The 18,770-nt window shown below is 76.2% G+C and carries 14 protein-coding genes; 9 read left to right on the forward strand and 5 right to left on the reverse strand.

Annotation, left to right across the window (positions count from 1 at the left end; all coding sequences use genetic code 11):
* Window positions 1–262: 262 nt before the first annotated feature.
* Window positions 263–634: a hypothetical protein gene (locus ACFC1T_RS11470; protein WP_375886647.1), complete on the forward strand. Its 372-nt coding sequence runs from the start codon at window positions 263–265 to the stop codon at window positions 632–634.
* Between the two features lie 184 nt (window positions 635–818).
* Window positions 819–1,442, forward strand: a complete 624-nt coding sequence (locus tag ACFC1T_RS11475; RefSeq protein ID WP_375886650.1) for a sigma-70 family RNA polymerase sigma factor — start codon at window positions 819–821, stop codon at window positions 1,440–1,442.
* Between the two features lie 89 nt (window positions 1,443–1,531).
* Here the strand turns inward: ACFC1T_RS11475 and ACFC1T_RS11480 are convergent, their stop codons facing one another.
* The gene (locus ACFC1T_RS11480; RefSeq protein ID WP_375886653.1) at window positions 1,532–4,447 is read right to left on the reverse strand and encodes a BTAD domain-containing putative transcriptional regulator; all 2,916 of its coding nucleotides are present in this window, start codon (window positions 4,445–4,447) and stop codon (window positions 1,532–1,534) included.
* A 242-nt stretch (window positions 4,448–4,689) separates the two neighbouring features.
* Between ACFC1T_RS11480 and ACFC1T_RS11485 the strand changes: the two genes are divergently transcribed.
* From ACFC1T_RS11485 to ACFC1T_RS11495, 3 genes are all read left to right on the forward strand, one after another.
* Window positions 4,690–5,163, forward strand: coding sequence for a hypothetical protein (locus ACFC1T_RS11485; RefSeq protein WP_375886654.1), 474 nt, complete (start codon window positions 4,690–4,692; stop codon window positions 5,161–5,163).
* Window positions 5,164–5,294: 131 nt separating this feature from the next.
* Window positions 5,295–8,054, forward strand: a complete 2,760-nt coding sequence (locus ACFC1T_RS11490) for a BTAD domain-containing putative transcriptional regulator (RefSeq protein WP_375886657.1) — start codon at window positions 5,295–5,297, stop codon at window positions 8,052–8,054.
* 303 nt (window positions 8,055–8,357) lie between these two features.
* Entirely contained in the window at window positions 8,358–10,784 is a 2,427-nt protein-coding gene (locus ACFC1T_RS11495; protein ID WP_375886658.1) for a tetratricopeptide repeat protein, read from the forward strand.
* Between the two features lie 48 nt (window positions 10,785–10,832).
* Here ACFC1T_RS11495 and ACFC1T_RS11500 read toward each other — a convergent pair whose 3' ends face one another.
* Window positions 10,833–12,116 (reverse strand): serine hydrolase domain-containing protein, encoded by a 1,284-nt coding sequence (locus ACFC1T_RS11500; protein ID WP_375886659.1) that lies wholly within the window; start codon window positions 12,114–12,116, stop codon window positions 10,833–10,835.
* A 364-nt stretch (window positions 12,117–12,480) separates the two neighbouring features.
* On the opposite strand from ACFC1T_RS11500, the gene ACFC1T_RS11505 reads away from it, so the two are divergent.
* From ACFC1T_RS11505 to ACFC1T_RS11515, 3 genes are all read left to right on the forward strand, one after another.
* Window positions 12,481–13,473 carry a phosphatidylserine/phosphatidylglycerophosphate/cardiolipin synthase family protein gene (locus tag ACFC1T_RS11505; protein ID WP_375886661.1) on the forward strand — a complete coding sequence of 331 codons (993 nt, stop codon included), beginning with the start codon at window positions 12,481–12,483 and terminating at the stop codon, window positions 13,471–13,473.
* A gap of 122 nt (window positions 13,474–13,595) precedes the next feature.
* On the forward strand, window positions 13,596–14,510 hold the full coding sequence (locus ACFC1T_RS11510) for an alkaline phosphatase family protein (RefSeq protein ID WP_375886664.1): 915 nt from the start codon (window positions 13,596–13,598) through the stop codon (window positions 14,508–14,510).
* A 110-nt stretch (window positions 14,511–14,620) separates the two neighbouring features.
* Window positions 14,621–15,238 carry a hypothetical protein gene (locus ACFC1T_RS11515; protein WP_375886667.1) on the forward strand — a complete coding sequence of 206 codons (618 nt, stop codon included), beginning with the start codon at window positions 14,621–14,623 and terminating at the stop codon, window positions 15,236–15,238.
* On the opposite strand, the gene ACFC1T_RS11520 is transcribed toward ACFC1T_RS11515, so the two are convergent.
* Both ACFC1T_RS11520 and ACFC1T_RS11525 read right to left on the reverse strand, forming a co-directional pair.
* Window positions 15,226–16,254, reverse strand: coding sequence for a TolB family protein (locus ACFC1T_RS11520; RefSeq protein WP_375886669.1), 1,029 nt, complete (start codon window positions 16,252–16,254; stop codon window positions 15,226–15,228). The two genes, ACFC1T_RS11515 and ACFC1T_RS11520, sit on opposite strands and share 13 nt — an antisense overlap.
* 155 nt (window positions 16,255–16,409) lie before the next feature.
* A complete protein-coding gene (locus ACFC1T_RS11525) occupies window positions 16,410–16,880 on the reverse strand; it encodes a DUF1348 family protein (RefSeq protein ID WP_375886673.1) in 471 nt (156 codons plus the stop codon).
* A 102-nt stretch (window positions 16,881–16,982) separates the two neighbouring features.
* Between ACFC1T_RS11525 and ACFC1T_RS11530 the strand changes: the two genes are divergently transcribed.
* Entirely contained in the window at window positions 16,983–17,552 is a 570-nt protein-coding gene (locus ACFC1T_RS11530; protein WP_375886675.1) for a TetR/AcrR family transcriptional regulator, read from the forward strand.
* An 85-nt stretch (window positions 17,553–17,637) separates the two neighbouring features.
* Here the strand turns inward: ACFC1T_RS11530 and ACFC1T_RS11535 are convergent, their stop codons facing one another.
* Window positions 17,638–18,561 (reverse strand): chitosanase, encoded by a 924-nt coding sequence (locus tag ACFC1T_RS11535; protein ID WP_375886678.1) that lies wholly within the window; start codon window positions 18,559–18,561, stop codon window positions 17,638–17,640.
* Window positions 18,562–18,770 lie beyond the last annotated feature (209 nt).

Here is an 18,770-nt window from a genome sequence, read left to right on the forward strand (position 1 = left end):
GGCCGGGGCAGCCGCCCCGGCCGGCCGCGCCGTTTCCCGGTGGCGGCGGTGGTGTCGGTGGTGTCGGGCCCGCGGTTTCTCATCACCGACCGGCACAATGCGGTCCGGCCCGACCGGGCCGGACGGCGGACGGAACGGCGGACGGAACGGCGGGTTTCAGGCCGTAACCGTACCGACCGGTACGGTCGGTGGGCTGCGCCTGAACCCCGACCGGGGTGGGCGCCGTAGAGCGGGACGGAACGGGACGGGGGAGGAACGCCGGATGGAAGCGGACGGGCCGGAGGTGCGGGAGTACATCGCGGCCCTGGTGCAGATGGGCGCACCGGTGGTGCCGGGGCCGTCCGGGCTGGCGGTGCCGGCCTGCGGCGCGGCCGAGGTGACGGCCGTCGCCCGGCGGCTGGCGCTGGGGGTGCTGCCGGAGCGCCAGCGGCGCGCGGAACCCACCCCCGGGCTGCTGGGCCTGGCCCGGGCGCTGGTGGTGGACGAGCACCCCTCCGCACCGGGGTGGACGGTGGCCGAGCGCGAACGGCTGGCCGGCTGGGTCGCGGTGCTGATCGAGCACCGGGGCGAGGACGGGGTGCAGGACCTGGTGGAGGCGCTCAACGGCGGCCCGGCGGCACCCGGCACGGACTGAGCCCGGCGCGGCCTCCCCGGCACGACGGGGCGGCACCCGGCGCCGCGCCGGGTGCCGCCCGGTCCGGGCGTTGGCGGATCGTTGGCAGGTCCTTGGCGGCGCCCGGCAGGCTGATGTCTACCGCCACGGGGGATGTCCGGCGGAAGCCCTGCCATGTGCCCTTGCCCGACCTGAGAGGTAGCGCGTGTCGAAGCAGTCCGTCGCTCCGCCCACGTCCGTCGCCCAGCCGCCCGCGGGCCCCCCTGCCGACCCCGTCGCGGTGCCGGAGCCGGCCCCGGTCCGACGGACCCTCGACCCCGACACCCTGGCCGAGATCCACCGGCTGCACGGCGGCTACCTGTTGCGCGCCCTGCTGCGCAACACCGGTGGCGACCGCGGCAAGGCCGAGGACATCCTCCAGGAGACCCTGCTGCGCGCCTGGCAGCACCCGGAGGCCCTGGCCGCCGGCCCGGAGCACAGCCGCCCCTGGCTGTTCACCGTCGCCCGCCGGATCGCGATCGACCACTACCGGATGGCCGCCGCCCGAGCCCAGGAGGCCATTGGCGAGCCGGTGGAGGACCGCCCGCTCGCCGACGACCCGTACGAGCAGGTGGTGGTCGCCCGGGACATCGCGCTGGCGCTGCGGCGGGTGCAGAAGCACCACCGCGAGGTGCTGGTCGAGCTGCACCTCAAGGACCGCTCGGTGCTGGAGGCCTCGGCGCAGCTGGGGGTGCCGCCGGGGACGGTCAAGTCCCGCAACTTCTACGCCGTCCGGGCCCTGCGGCCGGTGCTGGCGGCCGAGCACGGGTACGCGCCGGCCACCGGCTGAACCCCCGGCCGAACCTCGGGCTGAGCCCCCGGCTGATCCCTCCGGCCGAACCCTCGGTAGGACTCCGGGGGACGGCCGTCGGGTGAGCGCTACGCGACCGGACCGTCCACGGCGGTCCGGTCGCTGCCGGGTGCGCACCCGGCCTCCGGCCCGTCCCCGGCGCGCAGGCTGAGCGAGGCCTCCAGACCGGCCGTGAACTCGCTGCGGTGCCCGGCCAGCCGGTCGTGCCGGCGGAAGCGCTCCAGCGCCGAGGCCAGCCGCTCGCGCACCTGCGGCGCGCGGCCCCGGGCCACCAGGTGGGCCGCGTAGGACTGTTCGGTGACCGCGTGGAGGTAGAGCAGGCCCGCCTCCTCGCAGGCGGCCAGCAGCCGGTGCCAGGCCAGGTCCGCGGCGTGGTCCCGGACGGTCGGCGGCAGGGCCTGCGCCTCGGTCAGCAGCGACCACAGGTGCACCTGGGTGACCGGGCGGGGCGGCAGCAGCTCCCGGGCCTCCTGGGACAGCCGCTGGGCGGCCGTCGGATCGCCGGTCGCCAGACTCACCCAGCCCTGGTGGACCAGGGCGTCGACCAGCCGCTTCCGGTCGCCCGACCGGACGGCGAGCGCGGTCGCCTCCGCCGCCAGCCGCTGCGCCCCGGCGGAGTCCCCGAGCATCGCGGTGACCAGGGCCAGCGAGGCCTGTGCCCGCACCCGCGCCGAGGCGGCGGCCGGCCCCTCGGCGGACTCGGCGGCCGCCACCGCGCGCCGGGACGCCTCGGCCGACTCGTGCCGGCGCTCCAGGGCGACCAGCGCCTGGGCCCGGCAGTTGTGCAGGAACGCCACCGCGACCGGGTCCGCGCAGCGCTCCGCCGCCGCCAGGCCGACCTCGGCGCGGGCCAGCCAGTCGGTGAAGCGGCTGGCGCCGTAGTAGAGCGAACCGGTGGTCAGGGCGAGCCGCCAGGCCCGGCCCGGGTCGCTGACGGCGGCCTCGTCGATCAGCGCCCGCAGGGCGGGCTCCTCGGCGCGGAACCAGTCGAGCGCGGTGCGGATGTCCACCACGGGCGGGACGGCCTGCGGGCTCCGGGCGGGCACCCCGGCGTCCTCCTGGCCGGGGTCGAGGTAGCCGCCGCAGTGCTGCAGCGCGGCCTGGTAGTGGTCCAGCAGCCGGGCGCGGGCCTGCTCCCGGAGCTGCTCGGGCTGTTCGGCGAGCAGCTGGACGCCGAACAGCCGGACCAGCTCGGTGCGGTGGTAGCGGCCCGGGGCGGTGCCGGTGAGCAGGTGCCGGGAGGCCAGCTCGCCGAGCGCCCGGTGGGCGGTGGCCGGGTCGGTGTCGAGCAGGGCGGCGGCCGCCTGGCCGTCCACCTCCGGGCCCGGGTGGACGGCCAGCAGGGCGAGCAACCGGGCTGCCGACGGCGGAAGTTGGCGGTGGCTGAGGAGCAGCTGCTGGCGCAGGCCGGTGCGCTCGTCGAGCTCCAGGGCGGCCAGCCGGCCCTCCTCGTCGGCCAGGTCGGCGACCAGCGCGGCGACCGTCCACTCCGGGTGGGCGGCCAGCCGCGCGGCGGCGATCCGCAGGGCGAGCGGCAGGCCCTCGCAGAGCCGGACGAGTGCGGTGGCGGCGGACGGTTCGGGGCGCAGCCGGTTCGGCGTCAGCAGGTGCTCCAGCAGGGCCAGGGCGTCGTCCTCGGGCAGCGCGGTCAGCCGCAGCAGGGCGGCGTCGTCGGTGGCGACCAGCTTCTCCAGGGAGCAGCGCGCGGTGACCACGGCGGCGCAGCCCGGACCCTCGGGCAGCAGGTCGGCGAGCTGGTCGGCGTCGGCGGCGTCGTCCAGGACGACCAGCAGCCGGCGGCCCCGGGTGCGCTCGCGGTAGAGCGCCGCACGGCCGGCCCGAGTGGGCGGGAGGGCGCACTCCGGGACGCCGAGGGCGCGCAGGAAGCGGCCCAGGACGGCGCCGGGCTCGGCCGGACCGGCCGGGTCGAGGCCGCGCAGGTCCGCGTACAGCCGGCCGTCCGGGTAGCGGTCGGCGGCCCGGTGGGCCCAGGCGGTGACCAGGGCGCTCTTGCCGGTCCCGGCGGGGCCGACCACCAGGGCCGGTCCGTCGGTGGCCCGGTCGGGGGCGCAGGCGCGGTCCAGCCAGCGGAACTCGGCGGTGCGGCCGATCAGTTCCACGCGCAGCCCGGGCAGCTGCCGGGGGACCGTCGGGAGCGGTCCGGCGGGCGGGGGAGCGGACCCGCCGGCCGCGGCCGGCACCGGGACGGCCGCCGGGGCCGCGGCCGGTACCGCGGCCGGCGCCGGCCGGTCGTCCGCCAGCACCTCGGCGAACGCCGCCCGCAGCGCCGGCCCGGGCCGGATGCCCAGCTCGCGGTCCAGCCGCAGCCTGGTCCGGTGGTAGGCGCTCAGCGCCTCCGCGGGCCGTCCGGCCTGGTGCAGACAGCGCATCAGCAGCGCCACCAGCTCCTCGCGCAGCCCGTCCCGCCGGACGCTCTGCTCCAGCAGCGGCACCGCCGCCGCCCCCGCGCCCTGCCCCAGCCGCAGCGCGGACCACCGGAGCAGGGCCGCCGTCGCGGACTGCTTCAACTGCTCCGCGGTCGCGGCCCGCAGGGGGGTGTCCGGCAGGTCCGCCAGCGCCTCCCCGCGCCACAGCCACAGCGCCTCCTCCAGCAGCGCGACCGCCTCCCCGTCCGCACCCCGGTCGGCGCGATCGGCGGCCCGCCCGGCCAGCCCCGCGAACCGCAGCGCGTCCACCTCCTCGGCCGGCCCGCTCAACAGGTAGCCGTGGGCCCGGGTGTGCAGCTCGAACGGGGTGTCGGCGAGCACCTTGCGCAGCGCCGCGACGTGCCCCTGCACCGCCGCCCGGGCGCTGGCCGGCGCCCGCTCGCCCCACAGCAGCTCGCAGAACTGGTCCATGCCGACCACCTGCCCCAGCCGCAGCGCCGACAGCGCCAGCACCGCGCGCCGCTGCGACCCCGCCAGCGTGGCGAGGCCGCCCGCCGCGAGCCGAAGCTCCACCGGCCCGAGCAGCCGAATCCGCACCCGTACCCCCACCTCGTCCCGCCCGATGATCCGACGGCGGCCCCCCGGGACGGAGCAGTCGTCCTGCGCGCACCGGCCCGGTTCGTGCCCGGACGCTCGTCGCCGCGCGGGCCGCCAGGGGTACAGAGTCCCAGGAGGGGCCGGATGGTTGCCTGGGGGCGTGTCCGGGAGTCCCGCCCGCCCCGTAGCGCCCCGCGGCCGCCGGTTGCCGCGGCGGTGCCCGGGCCGGATAGCGTGCGGGCATGGACGAGCACTCCGAGAGACACGTGAACGCCCGGTACGAGCGGCTGGCCCAGCGGGTCCGCGACGAACTCGCCGCCGCCGGGCTGCCGGTGACGGCCCCCGGCCTGCACCGCGGCCTCGCCACCGGCGCCGAGGTCCGGGTCAGCACCTGGAACCAGCACTTCGGCGCGGCGGACCCGGAAGTGCTGGTCAGCTGGCACGTCAGCCCCCGGCTGCGCGGCCGGGCCGGGGAGGAGGCGCAGCAGGCCGACGGGGAGACCCCGGCGGTCCGGCAGTCGGGCGAGGCCCAGACCGCGATGGCCACCGCGATGATCGCGATCCTCACGGCGGCCGGCTACACCGCACGCGACCACGGCAACGAGTACGCGCCGTTCGACGTCCAGGTCCTCGCCGGGCCCGAGCGCCGGACCGCACCGGCCTGGGCCGACCGCGAACCGGTCCCGGGCGGGCCGGCCGACGGGCCCGGGAACTGAACCGGGCAGGGCCCGGGAACTGAACCGCTCAGGGCCCGGGAACTGAACCGCTCAGGCCCGCCCCGTCGTCCCTCCCTACGGGGGCGACGGCGCGGCACCGGAGGCCGACGACCCCCGACGGGAAGGGGAGCATGGAGATCGAGCTGCTCGGGCCGATGACGGTCCGGCGGGCGGACGGCACGGTGGTCACCCCCTCGGCCCCGAAGCGGCGCGCGCTGCTGGCGGCGCTGGCCGTCCGGCTGAACCAGCCGGTGGGCGCCGAGGAACTGATCGAACTGGTCTGGGACGGCGCCGCACCGCCCACCGCCCGGGCCGCCCTCCAAGGGCACGTGGCCGCGCTGCGCCGCCGACTGGACGACCCCCGGCTGGTGCTGGGCACCCGCGGCGGCGGGTACGTCCTGGAGGGCGACGCGGACCGGGTGGACCTGGTCCGCTTCGGCGCGCTGCACGACCGGGCCGGGGTGCTGCTGCCCGGCTCCGCCGCCCGGCTCGGCGCCGACGACCCGGCCGTCCCGCTGCTGCGCGCCGCCCTCGACCTGTGGCGCGGCCCGGCGCTCGCCGACTGCGGCTCCGAGCTGCTGCGCACCCGCACCCTCCCGGACCTCACCGACCTGCGGCTGCGCACCCTGGACCGGCTGGCCCAACGGCTGCTGCTGGCCGGCCGCGGCGGTGAACTGGTGGCCGAACTCGGCGCGGCCGCCGACGCCCACCCGGGCCGCCAGCCGCTGGCGGCCCGGCTGGTCCAGTGCCTGGAGCAGGCCGGCCGCGGCCTGGAGGCCCGGGCCCGGTACGACCACGCGCTGACCCGGCTGTCCGGCCCGCCCGGTCCGGAACTACGCATGGCCGGCGAGCAGTTGGCCCGCCACGCCCCGCCCGACCGGCGCTTTGTCGGCCGCAGCGCCGAACTCGCCGGCCTGCACGAGGCCCTGGCCGTCGCCGCCCGGACCGGCCGTCCGATCCTGGTGACCGGCCCGGCCGGAGCGGGCAAGACCGCCCTCGTCCAGCACTGGGCGGCGCAGCGCTTCCCGGACGGCGTGCTCCGCGCCGACCTGCGCGGCACCCACCCGGACGGGCCGCGCGAACCCGCGGACGTCCTGGCCGGGTTCCTCACCGACCTCGGCGTCGCCCCCGAGGCCGTCCCCGCCGGGCTGGAGGAACGCGCCGCCCGCTACCGCGCCCTGCTCGCCGACCGCCGGATCCTGATCCTGCTGGACGACGCCGCCGACCACCCGCGGCTCGCCCCGCTGCTGCCCGGCCGGCCCGCGACGGCCGGCTCCGTCCTGGGCCCGGTCGCCGTCGTCACCAGCCGCGACCGGCTGCGCGCACTGCTGCTCCACGAGGACGCCCTGGCGCTGCCGCTCGGCCCGCTCAACGCCCAGGACGCCCGCGCGCTGCTCGCCCGCGCCCTCGGCCCGGACCGCCCCGCCACCGCCCCGCAGACCGCCGCCGAACTCGACGAACTCGCCGACCGCTGCGACCGCCTGCCGCTGGCCCTGCGCCTGGCCGCCGCCCGCCTGGCGGCCCGCCCGGACTGGACCCCGGGGGACCTCGCCGCCGAACTCGCCGACGAGCAGACCGGCCTGACCGCCCTGGCCGGCGTCGGCGGCGGGCCCGACCCGAGCGGCATCACCGCCGCCCTGGACCGCACCTACCGGACCCTGCCGTCCGCCGCCGCCCGGCTGTTCACCCTGCTGGGACTGCACCCCGGCGCGGTGATCGACACCGCCACCGCCGCCGCGCTCGCCGACCTGCGGCCCGCCGCCGCCCGCACCCTGCTGACCGCGCTCGACGCCGTCCACCTGCTCGCCGAGACCGCACCCGGCCACTACGCCCGCCGCGAGCTGGTCCGCCGCTACGCCGCCGGGCAGGCCGCCGAACTGGACTGCGAGGAACGGTTCGGCGCCCTCGACCGGCTGATCGCCCACTACCTGGAGCTGACCGCCCCGTGGGGCCCGGACGGCAGCGGCGACGGCAGCGGTGGCGACGGCGGTGGTGCCGCCGGTGGCGACGGAGCCCGGCCGGCGGCCTGGTTCCGCCGGGAGGAGAGCGCGCTGCACGCCGTCGTCCTGTGCGCCGAGCAGTACGGGCGCACCGGCGCCGCCTGGCTGCTCGCCCACCGGATCGGCCGGCTGTACGAACTGTCCGGGGACACCGGCGGCGAGGACCGGGCGCACCGGCGGGCCGTCGCCGAGACCGGGCTGCGCGCCGCGAAGGCCGCCCGGGACGACGCGGCGCTCGCCCGGCTGGGCACCGACCTGGCCGTCCTGCACGTCCACCGGGCGGCCCACCGCACCGCCCTGGAACAGCTCGGCGCCGCCGTCGCGGCCGCCGACCGGGCCGGGGACGCGCTGCTGCGCCACCACTGCCGCAGCCGGGTGGCGGCCGCCCTGGCCCGGGCCGGGCAGTACGACCGGGCGGTGCCGCTGCTCACCGAGCTGGTGACCGCCGCCCGGGCCCCGGCCACCGGGCACCTGCTGGTCGGGGCGCTCACCGAACTCGCCGAGGCCCTGGTGCGGGTCGGCGCCCCGGAGCGGGCGCTGGCGCACGCCGACGAGGCGGTCCGGATCGCCACCGACCGTACGGCCCGGGGGCGTTCGGGCCCAGCCCGGCCGGGCGCGGAGCGTTCCGGCACCGGCGAGGGGGTCCGGACCGACCGCGCGGCGGTGCTCGCCACCCACGGCCGGGCCCGCGCCCTGCACGCCCTCGGCCGCCGGGACGCGGCGCTGTCCTCGGCCCGGCTCGCCGTCGCCCTCGGCCGCACCGTCGGCGACCCGGCCGTGGAGGCGCGCTCGCACGGGCTGCTCGCCGACCTGCTGTTCGCGCTCGGCCGCAGCGTCGAGGGGACGGAGGCCCGACGGCAGGAACGGGCGCTGGCCACGGAGGAGCGCTGAGCGGCGCCCAGGGGGCCGCTGGGGCCCTGGCGGGGTCGAGGAAGTGGTCGGGGGAGTGGTCGGGGGAGTGCACAACTGCCTCCCCTGGCAACAGGGTAGGCGGAACTACAGGCGGTTCCGCTGGGCGGTTCCGCCCGCCGGGCGCCCGTCCCTCCGGCATCCCCGCAGGCCGCGGCCGGGTACGCGCGGCCCGTCCCACGGGGCATACTTCTGCCTGAGACGATCTGCCCGGCGTGCGGCCCGGCAGAACTGCGGCGGAACTGCGCGAGCGCGGACCAGCGGACCAGGGGGCGGGGCGGGCAGATGGTGGTTGCGAGCGGAACCGGGGAGTTCGGCCATCTGCTGGCCGGCCACCGGGTGACGGCCGGGCTGACCCAGGAGGACCTGGCGGCCACCGCCGGGGTCAGCCTGCGGGCCCTCGGGGACATGGAGCGCGGCCGCACCCGAGGACCGCAGCGGCGCACCGTGCAGGCGCTGGCCGCCGCCCTGGGCCTGGACGGCCCGCAGACCGCCGCGCTGGAGCGGGCCGCCCAGTCCGGCCGCCCCCGGGGCGTGCGGCAGGTGCCCCCGCAGGGCCCGGCGACCGGCGCCGCGAGCCCGTCGGCCACCGGCCCCGGCGGACCGGCCGCCGACCCTGCCGGACCGTCCGCAGGGCCGCACCGGGCCGCCGGGGCGCCCGGGCCGGGTACGGCCCCGGACCAGGCACCGCCCGGCGGCCCCGGGCCCCGGACCGACCCGCCGGTGCCCGGAGCCCTCGCCCTGCCGCGCGACCTGGCCGACTTCACCGCCCGCGAGCAGGCCCTCGCCGACCTCGCCGCCCTCACCGCGGACCGGCGACCCGCCCACCCCCGGGTCGTGCTGATCAGCGGCCAGCCCGGCCTGGGCAAGACCGCCTTCGCCCTGCACGCCGCCCACGCCCTCGCCCCGGCCTTCCCGGACGGCCAGCTCTCGCTGGACCTCGGCGGCATGGCCGCCACCCCGCTGCCCGCCCGGGAGGCGCTCGGCCAGGTGCTGCGCGCCCTCGGGGTCAAGGACGGCGCGGTGCCCGCCGGGACGGAGGAACGGGCCGGACTGTTCCGCGCCCTGGTGCGCGACCGCCGGCTCGTCCTGGTGCTGGACGACGCCGTCGACGAGAGCCAGGTGCGCCCGCTGCTGCCCGGCGCCGGCCCCGCCGTCACCATCGTGACCAGCCGGCACGCCCTGCCCGGCCTGGAGGCCGTGCACCGGCTGCGGCTCGACGTGCTCTCCCCGGTCGAGGCCACCGCCCTGCTGGCCCGGATCGCCGGGCCGGAACGGGTCGAGGCCGCGCCGTCCGCCGCCGCGGACCTGGCCCGGCTGTGCGGCTACCTGCCGCTCGCGCTGCGGATCGCCGGGCAGCGGCTGGTGGCCCGGCCGCAGCAGCCGGTGGCCCAACTGACGCGCCAGCTCGCCGCCGAGGAGAACCGCCTGGACCTCCTGGAGACCGGGGACCTGGCGGTCCGTCCGGCCTTCGAGCTGTCCTACCGCAGGCTGCCCGCCGAAGCCCGGCTGGTGCTCCGGCGCTGCGCGCTGACCGCCGGGCAGGACTTCACCGCGGCCGTCCTGGCGCACTACGCGGGGCTGTCGGCCGGGCGCACCGAGCTGGTCCTGGAGCAGCTCGTCGACGCCGGCCTGGTGCAGCCCGCCACCCCGGAGCGCTACCGGCTGCACGACCTGGTGCGGCTGTACGCGGGCGAGCGGCTGGCCGCCGACGAGCCGGCCGGGGCCGTCGCCGAGGCCCGTACCGAGGCCGGGGGCCGACTGCTGCGCGAGGCGGCCGGGCACGGCCTGCGCTTCGACCCGGACGCCTCGGCCGACGCCTCCGCCGGTGGTTCCGACGATCCGGCGCTGCTCCTCACCGAGTCGGCCCGCTGGCTGGAGGAGGAGCACCCGGAGTGGCTGGCCGCGCTCTACCGGGCCCAGCGGGAGGGCCGCCACCGGGAGGTGATCGACACCGCCGAGGCCATGCACTGGTTCTCCGACCGGCTGCTGAGCTGGGACCTCTGGGGCGAGGTGTTCCAGCTGTCGGTGGACGCCGCCCGGGCCTGCGGCGACCGGCGGGCCGAGGCGGTGCACGTGAACTACCTGGCCTGGACGTACATCACCTGTCTGCACCGCTACCAGCGCGGCATCGAACTCGCCGGTGAGGGGCTGGAGTTGGCCCAGGAGCTGGGTGACCACGAGCAGCAGGGCTGGGCGCTCACCTACCTCGGCTCCGGGCTTCGGCAGCTGCAGCGCCACCGGGAGGCGAGCGAGAGCTACCAGCGGGCGGCGGACGCCTTCGCCGAGGTCGACAACCGGGCCGCGATGATCGGACGGCTGGTCACCCTGCGCGGGGCGGCGACCTGTCTGCGCGAGCTGGGCCGGGCCGAGGAGGCCGTGGACGTCCGCCGCCGCGCGCTGGCCGGCGCGCTGGAGCTGGTGGAGCGCTGGTCCTCGCCGCTGATGCACCTGCTGGCGGCCATGACGGCGCACGAACTCGGCCAGGACCGGGCGGCGTTGAAGCGCTGGCCGGCCGCCGAGAAGGCCTACCGGCAGGCCCTGGTGCACTACGGGGCGGTCGGGCGCCCGGACAGCATGACCAAGGCGCTGACCGAGCTGGGCACCGCGCTGATCGAACAGGGGCGGGCGGACGAGGCCCGCGAGATCCTCACCGATGCGCTCACCGACCTGAGCGCGGACGGCCGCCCGGGCCGGGCCGTCGCGCCGTAGCGACGGTCCGGCCGGGGCGGCCGGTGCGGGAGCGGGTCCTGGGTCAGGTCAGATCCGGGTGTCCTCGACCACCGGCAGGCCCTGGTCGTGCTGGACGGTCCGCTGGTTCTGCTGGGCCGGGGCGTTGCCGGTGCGCGGCGCCGCCTTCACCGGCTTCTTCCCGCAGAAGGCCGGCTCCAGCGCGTTCATCAGGCCCTGGGTGACCGAGCCGTTGTTGGAGGCGTTGGCGAAGACCACCACCGAGCGCCGCCCGTCCGGGGTGGCGAAGGACTGGGTCTGGAAGCCCTGGACGATGCCGCCGTGCCCGTACACGTCGCCGCAGGTCAGCGAGATGCGGCGGAGCCCCAGCCCGTAGGAGATCTTGGCGGTCGGGGTCGGGATGGCGGCCTCCATCTGGCGCAGCGAGTCGTCGGAGACGAGCCCGCCGTCGCCGCCGGCCATCAGCGCGCCGAGGAAGCGGTCGAGGTCCGAGGCGGTGGAGATGACGGCGCCGGCGGCCCACACCCAGGAGCCGTTCTGCTCGGTGGAGTCCAGCAGCGGCTTGGTGCGGTCGTCGTTGGTGAGGTAGCCGGTGACGTGGTCGCCTGCGATCTTCTGGTCGGGGACCACGAAGGAGGTCTGGGTCAGGCCGAGCGGCTCGATGATCCGCTCGCGCAGCACGTCGGCGTAGGGGCGGCCGGTGAGGTTCTCGACGGCCATGCCCATCAGCACGAAGTCGGTGTTGGAGTAGGAGTAGCGGCTGCCCGGGGTGTACTGCTGCCCGTGCTTGACGGACATGGCGACCATCTGGGCGGGGGTGTAGACCGTGCTGCGGATCCGGGCCTCGAAGGCGGCGGTGGTCTCCTCGCCGGCCTGCTCCAGCAGGTCGTTGGTGTGGTCGTAGATGCCGGCCCGGTGCTCCATCACCTGGCGGCCGGTCATCGCCCAGCCGTCCGGGAGGGTGCCGGCCGGCAGGTAGTCGCGCAGCGGCTTGTCGAGGTCGATCCGGCCCTCCTGCGCCAGCTGCATCACGAGAACGGCCGTGAACATCTTGCTGTTGCTGCCGACCCGGAACCTCCACGCGGAGTTCATCGGGGTCCCGTCCAGATCGGCCTTGCCGACGGTCAGGGAGCGGGTCCGGTCGTCGTCGCCGTGGTCGCTGATCACGGCGAAGGCGCCGGGGGCGCCGGCGGCGGTGGTGGCTTGAAGCGCGCTCTGCACCCCCGCGGTGTCGGGGGCGGGCAGGGCCGGGCCGTCCTGGCCGGCGGCCAGGGCGGGTACGGCTCCGGTGGCCGCCAGGACGGCAGCGGCGGCGGCCACCGCGAGCGGACGCAGCAGACGGGTCTTCGCCATGTTCCTCGGCTCTCTCGTGCGCTGACGCGGTGTCGGATCGCGTCGGGTCGATGATCACTATCACCGGTCCGGACGGTCCGTGGCAATGTGAACCTTCGTGCCCGCTTCGTCCGTTGGCGGGCCGTTTTGCCGGGGCACGGTCCGTTCTCCGGCCCGGGGGCAAGGTTTTACCTCCCGTCATCTACCCGCGTTGACCACCGTGACCGCATGCTGTTCGGGCTGCTCCGTTCGGCGTGTCCACGTCGGCCGCGCCGGCCTGGTCGTCCACGCGGGCCGCGTCGGCCAGGTGGACCACGCCACCTGACGCGTCCGCTCCCCGGCGCCTCCGCGCGCCGACCTCCCCCTCACCGACCATGGAGTCCCCATGCCCCTGGCCACCTTCGCGCGCCGTGCCGGCGCCCTGCTGCTCGTCGGTGCCGGCCTGATATCCGCCTCCGGCGCCGCCCACGCCGACGCCGTCGCCGGCGGCTACTCGACGATCGTCTTCCCGGACCAGGACCACAGCGCGGTCTACGGCCTCATCAACGCGGCCACCAAGTCCGTCGACGTGACGATGTACGAGCTGCGCGACACCACGGCCGTGAACGCCCTGATCGCCCGGCAGCGCGCCGGCGTGCGGGTCCGGGTGATCCTGGACGGGAAGCACAGCTCGGTCAACGGCGCCGCCTACTCCGCGCTCAAGGCGGCCGGCGTCGGCGTGACGTACTCCTCCTCGGCGTTCGTCTACACCCACCAGAAGACCGTCACCGTGGACGGCGCCAAGTCGCTGATCCTGACCGGGAACCTGGACGCCACCTACTACTCCAGCAGCCGCGACTACGGGGTCGTCGACACCGACGCCAACGACGTCGCCGCGATCGAGCAGGTCTTCGCCGCCGACTACGCCAAGACCTCGATCACCCCCTCGGACGGCGACAACCTGGTCTGGTCGCCCACCGACTCGCAGGACCGCCTGCTGGCGCTGATCAACGGCGCCCAGACCTCGCTGGACGTCCAGGAGCTGGAGTTCGGCGACCCGGCCCTGGTCGACGCCGTCACCGCCGCCGCCAACCGCGGCGTCACCGTCCGCGTCGTCGGGATGAGCCCGGACACCTACGGCTCCTCCTTCGACGAGGTCACCGCGGCCGGCGCCAAGGTGGTCACCTACTCCTCCACCACCGGCCTGTACATCCACGCCAAGGCCATCGTCGCCGACTACGGCACGCCCACCGCCAAGGTGTTCGCCGGCTCGGAGAACTTCTCCGACAACTCGCTGAACAACAACCGCGAGCTGGGCCTGATCGTCTCCGACTCCGGGGTGCTCAGCACGATCGAGTCGACCTTCGCCACCGACTTCGCCAACGGCACGCCCTACTAGGCCGTGTCCGGCCCGGGGCGTGTCGGACACGCCCCGGGCCGGCTCGGTCGGCACTCCGGGTAGCTCAGTCACCTCCCGTCCGGGCGGCCCCGACGGGGCCGCCCTCCACCCGAGGAAACGTCATGACCTCGTCCGCGAAGCCCCTGAACGACGCCCCCCGTCCGCGCTCCCGCTCCCGCCGCACTGCGACCGCGATCGGCTCGGCCGTCGCGCTGGTCGCCGCCTCGGCCGGGCTGTGGGCCGCCACCGCCAGCACCGCGCAGGCCGCCGGGCTGCCCACGCCCGACCACATCGTGGTCGTGGTGATGGAGAACCACGCCTACAGCCAGGTCATCGGCAGCAGCAGCGCCCCCTACCTCAACAACACCCTCAAGGCGGGCGGCGCCAACCTCACCCAGTCCTTCGCCATCACCCACCCCAGCGAGCCGAACTACTACGCGCTGTTCTCCGGCTCCACCCAGGGCCGGGTCGACGACAGCTGCGTGACGGTCGGCGGCTTCCAGGCCCCGAACCTGGCCTCCGAGGTGCTCGCCGCCGGGAAGACCTGGGCGAGCTACAACGAGACCCTGCCCAGCCAGGGCAGCACGGTGTGCAGCAGCGGCAAGTACGCGCAGAAGCACAACCCCTGGTTCGGCTTCGGCAACGTCCCGCTCAGCAGCGCCAAGACCTTCGCCCAGTTCCCGACCGACTACACCACGCTGCCCAACGTGTCGTTCGTGATCCCGAACCTGTGCAGCGACATGCACGACTGCTCGGTCGGCACCGGCGACACCTGGATCAAGAACAACCTCGGCGCGTACGCCGCCTGGGCGCAGAGCCACAACAGCCTGCTCGTCGTCACCTTCGACGAGGACAACAGCCTGTCCGGCAACCGGATCCCGACCCTGGTCTACGGCGCCCACGTGACGCCGGGCAGCAGCAGCTCCACCACCTACAACCACTACAACGTGCTGCGCACCCTGGAGGACCTCTCCGGGGCGAGCGGCCACGCGGGCAACGCGGCCGGGGTGACGGACGTCACCGGCATCTGGAACTGACCCCGCCCGCCCGACGCGCACCCCGGACCGGCGACCGCCCCGCGGTCGCCGGTTCCGCCGCTCCCGCCGCCGGTGGCGGGTCAGGGCGTCCGGCTGGTATCGATAGGGGCGTGCGATTCGAACAGGTGCCGATGCCGGACCAGGTGGGGGAGCGACCCCGGGACGCCCGCGGGTACCCGGTGCCGGCGATCACGCCGTGGCAGGACGGGCAGCCGCAGTTCGCGCTGACCGACCACGGGCGCAGCGCCGACTGCGCGCTGGAGCGCCGCTGTTCGGTGTGCGGCGCCGTCATGCCGCGCGGTCCGGTCTGGCGGGTGGTCGGTCCGGCGGAGAGCGCCGCGATGGCGGAGGCGCTCGGGGCCGGGCGCCCGTACCGCAACCTGGCGCCGACCATGGAGGGCCCGGGGCACCGCGCCTGCATGCTGTACGCGTCGATGGTGTGCCCGTACCTGGCCCGGCCCAACGCCCGTCGGCGGGTGAGTGCCGAGGGCGCGGGGGAGGGGCTGACCGCCGCCGCCGTGCGCGGTGCGGCGCGCGGCGGGACGGGGGCGGTGGTCGGGTTCGGCGACTACGAGTACGCGGTCACCGAGGAGCGGGTGCTGTTCCGCTTCCTCGACCTGGTCGAGTTCCTGCCGCACGAGTCGGCCGACGAGCACCTCGCGGAGCTGCGCGCCGAGTTGGCGCGCCCGGCCGGGGAGACCGGGACGACCGGGGCTCAGGGCCGGTAGACCGGCAGGCCCTTGAGGGTGGAGACCTGGGCCGGGGCCGCCGAGCCGTCGGCCGGTACGGTGCTGATGCCGTCCGGGGTGCGGGCCGCGACGGTCCTGCCGTCGGGGGACCAGGCGGGCTCGGTGTAGTCCGTGGTGGCCGAGGGGGTGAGGTCCTTCTCGGCCGTCCGGTCGTGTTCGGTGGAGCGGGTGAACAGGTGGTCGTGGCCGTTCACCGAGCGGACGAAGACGATGCTGCCGGCGTCCGGGGACAGCGCGGGCTGGGAGCCCTTGCCGATGTCCCGGGTGGCCGGGCGGATGTAGTCGTCGTAGATGTACACCTCGCCGGCCGGGGTGTTGGCGTACGCGATGTCGGCCTGCTGCCCGCCCGCGTTGGCCCAGGTGTTGCCGGTCTGCGGCGGCTGCGGGGCGCCGGCCGCGTCGCCGCCCTCGGAGTTGTGCGGGGCGAGCTCCTCGACGGCGCCGCCCTTGGCGGGCACCTTCTCCAGCCGCAGCACGCCGCCCTTGTCGGCGGTGAACACGATGTTGTTGTAGCGGTCGGTCTCGTCGGGCACCGCGCCGCCGCTCGGCCCCTTGTCGGCGTGCTGCCAGGTCGGGTGGGACCAGGTCTCGCCGCCGGGGGCCTTGGCGAGGGTCGCTCTTCCGCTGCCGTCCGGGGCGGCGGTCAGCAGGTTGCCGTCGCCGTCGACGAAGACGACCTTCTTGCCGTCGGGGGACCACGCGAGGTCGCGCACCACGGTGCCGAAGTCGACGGTGGTGCCGTTCATCGCGACCGTCCGGGTGCCCGTGCTGATGGTCAGGTGGTTGGCCGCGGAGGTGCCGTTGACCTCCTTGCCGCCCGGCGCCGGGCGGCCGGAGTGCGATCCGCCGCCCGGCGCCGCCGTGACCGGGGCGCCGGTGGCGGCGGTCGAGCCGGAGTCGCCGTTCTCGGGGCCGCAGGCGGAGAGCAGGACCGCGCCCGCGGTCGTCATCAGGGCGATGGCGGCGGCGGTGCCGAATCTGTTGCGCACGGACATCTCTTGGTCCCCCTCGGTGGTGCCTGTCGCTTCCGACAAGGAGGTTCCCAGTCCGAGGTCCGCGGCCGGTGCGGGCTCCGTCACAGCCTTGGAACAGTGCGGACGAAGCCGCCCGACGCCACGTCAACCGCCCCTGCCCACCGGGTCGGGAGCGCTCAGAGGCCCAGCTCGGTGAGGCCCGGGTGGTCGTCCGGCCGGGGGCCGGCCGGCCAGTGCAGGAGCCGCTCCCCGGGGGCGATCGGCAGGTCGTTGATGCAGGCGAGCCGGCGGGCCATCAGGCCGTTCGCGTCGAACTCCCAGTTCTCGTTCCCGTACGAGCGGTACCACTGCCCGGCGTCGTCGTGCCACTCGTAGGCGAAGCGGACGGCGATCCGGTCGCCGTCGTGCGCCCACAGCTCCTTGACCAGGCGGTAGTCGAGTTCGCGCTGCCACTTGCGGGTGAGGAAGGCGGCGATCTGCTCGCGGCCGGTGAGGAACTCGGCCCGGTTGCGCCAGCGGCTGTCGGGTGTGTAGGCGAGGGCCACGCGCTGCGGGTCGCGGGTGTTCCAGGCGTCCTCGGCGGCGCGGACCTTGCGGTGGGCGGACTCCTCGGTGAAGGGGGGAACGGGAGGGCGCTGTTCGGTCACGGGATTCTCCTCGGGAACGGGCATTCCGCCGGTGAGAACGATCGTTCTCACGTCAGTCGCTACCCTAGGAGAATCATCGTTCTCACGCAAAGGTCACGGCAGATGGAACAGGTGGACCCGCGGACCCGGATCCTCGACGCGGCCGAGGAGCTGTTCTACGGGCGGGGCGTCCAAGCGGTCGGGATGGACGCCGTCCGGGCCGCCTCCGGGCTGACCATGCGCCGCGTCTACCAGCTCTACCCGTCCAAGGACGAGCTGGTCGAGGCCTACCTGCGGCGGCGCGACGCGCGGTGGCGGGCGGGCCTGGCCGTCCACGTCTCCCGGGCCGGCGGCACGCCCCGGGACCAGGTGCTCGCGGTCTTCGACTGGCTCGGGCGGTGGTTCGCCGAGCCGGGGTTCCGCGGCTGCGCCTTCGTGAACTCCTTCGGCGAGCTGGGCGCCACCAGCCCCGCGGTCGCGGCCGCCGCCCGGCACCACAAGGCGGAGTTCGCCGGCTACCTGGCCGGCCTGGTCGACGCCGTCGGCGCCCCGCCCGCCACCGCGGCCCAGCTCGCCCTGCTGGCCGAGGGCGCGATCACCGTGGCCGCCGTGCACGGGGACCCGGAGGCCGCCGCCGAGGCCCGGGCGGCCGCCGCCCTCCTGCTGGACGCCGCGGTACGCGCACGGAACTGAACGCGGTGGCCGCCCCGGGGCCGGGGTCCGGGCCCACACTCCCGGACCCCGGAGCCCGGACCCCGGGTCGGTGGGTGGGGGCGGCTCAGCCGATGGTGTAGCCGGAGCCGTAGGCGGTGATGGTGAACGGGCCGTCCAGGTCGTAGTTGCCGGTGGCGGCGATCCGCCGCAGGCACTCGACCCGGTCGACGGACTTGCGCCATTCCTCGGCGGTGGAGGAGTTGGCCGGGTTGTTCAGGTCGTCGATCCGGACGTCGAAGAAGGCGTCCAGCCAGGCGCGCTCGCCGGCGGCCGAGGGCGCACCGGCCTTGGCCGTGGTCCGGCCGATCAGCGCGGGCAGGGCGTCGTACTCACCGCCGTTGCCGTGCTGGATCGAGGCGTCGTAGAGCTCGGCGCGGGCCAGCGCGGTGGTGAGGCCGAGCCGGTCGGCCTGGTCCATGGCCGGGGTGAAGTAGCGCTGGTCGACCTGGTCGTCCTGGACCTGCCGGAAGGCCGGGTCCTGGGCGGCCTGCTGCCAGGCGGCGATGTAGTCGGCCTCGGGCAGGCCGCCGGTGTCGCCGCTGCCGGCGGCGGCCAGGCGCTCCAGTTCGGGGATGAAGCGGGCGAGCGGGTTGTCGGGGGCGACGGCGGTGTAGGCGCGGACCACCTTGAGGGCGTCGCCGTCGTTGGTGGTGAAACCGGCCCGGCCCGCGGTGACGCCGCGGCCGTCGTTGATGTTCTCCGCGTAGCCGTACTGGATGGTGGTGGTGCTGTTCTCGAAGACGCTGACCAGCTGGTCGGCGCGGCGGCGCTGGTCGGGGGTGAGCCCGCCGGCGGTCACCCGGGGGGTGGTGCCCGCCTGCCGGGCGGCGGCCGCCGGGGTGGCGGGCTGCTCCGGTGCGGCCTGGGCCGGGTCCACGGCCCAGGCGCCGCAGGCGGCGGTGGACAGGAGGAAGGCGGCGAGCGCCGTCCCGGTGGTCACGGTCCGGGTGGTGTTCCTGGTGCTCCTGCGGGAGGTGCTGCGGTCCATGGGGGAAGTCGTCCTCTCGGTGGGGGGAAGAGGTCGTGCTCGTTGCTCGGATCCGGCGATTCGCTGTTAGGAAACCTTCCTAACGATGGGCATTGAACCACCAGCCGATGCCCACGCCAAGCCGTCGGGCGGGGTGGAATGCGGTGCGGGTACGCCCCTTGCGCCCCACACGTCCCTCGTTTATCGCCCGTTGATCGCCGCCGCCTAGC

This window comes from Kitasatospora sp. NPDC056076, assembly GCF_042266305.1.
Classification (GTDB): Bacteria; Actinomycetota; Actinomycetes; order Streptomycetales; family Streptomycetaceae; genus Kitasatospora.

Excerpts from the sequence above, each read along its gene's own strand:
- ACFC1T_RS11500 (WP_375886659.1), bottom strand. The coding sequence starts at position 12,116 with ATGGCGAAGACCCGTCTGCTGCGTCCGCTCGCGGTGGCCGCCGCCGCT.
- ACFC1T_RS11510 (WP_375886664.1), top strand. The coding sequence starts at position 13,596 with ATGACCTCGTCCGCGAAGCCCCTGAACGACGCCCCCCGTCCGCGCTCC.
- ACFC1T_RS11485 (WP_375886654.1), top strand. The coding sequence starts at position 4,690 with ATGGACGAGCACTCCGAGAGACACGTGAACGCCCGGTACGAGCGGCTG.
- ACFC1T_RS11470 (WP_375886647.1), top strand. The coding sequence starts at position 263 with ATGGAAGCGGACGGGCCGGAGGTGCGGGAGTACATCGCGGCCCTGGTG.
- ACFC1T_RS11530 (WP_375886675.1), top strand. The coding sequence starts at position 16,983 with ATGGAACAGGTGGACCCGCGGACCCGGATCCTCGACGCGGCCGAGGAG.
- ACFC1T_RS11490 (WP_375886657.1), top strand. The coding sequence starts at position 5,295 with ATGGAGATCGAGCTGCTCGGGCCGATGACGGTCCGGCGGGCGGACGGC.
- ACFC1T_RS11520 (WP_375886669.1), bottom strand. The coding sequence starts at position 16,254 with ATGTCCGTGCGCAACAGATTCGGCACCGCCGCCGCCATCGCCCTGATG.
- ACFC1T_RS11535 (WP_375886678.1), bottom strand. The coding sequence starts at position 18,561 with ATGGACCGCAGCACCTCCCGCAGGAGCACCAGGAACACCACCCGGACC.
- ACFC1T_RS11505 (WP_375886661.1), top strand. The coding sequence starts at position 12,481 with ATGCCCCTGGCCACCTTCGCGCGCCGTGCCGGCGCCCTGCTGCTCGTC.
- ACFC1T_RS11495 (WP_375886658.1), top strand. The coding sequence starts at position 8,358 with ATGGTGGTTGCGAGCGGAACCGGGGAGTTCGGCCATCTGCTGGCCGGC.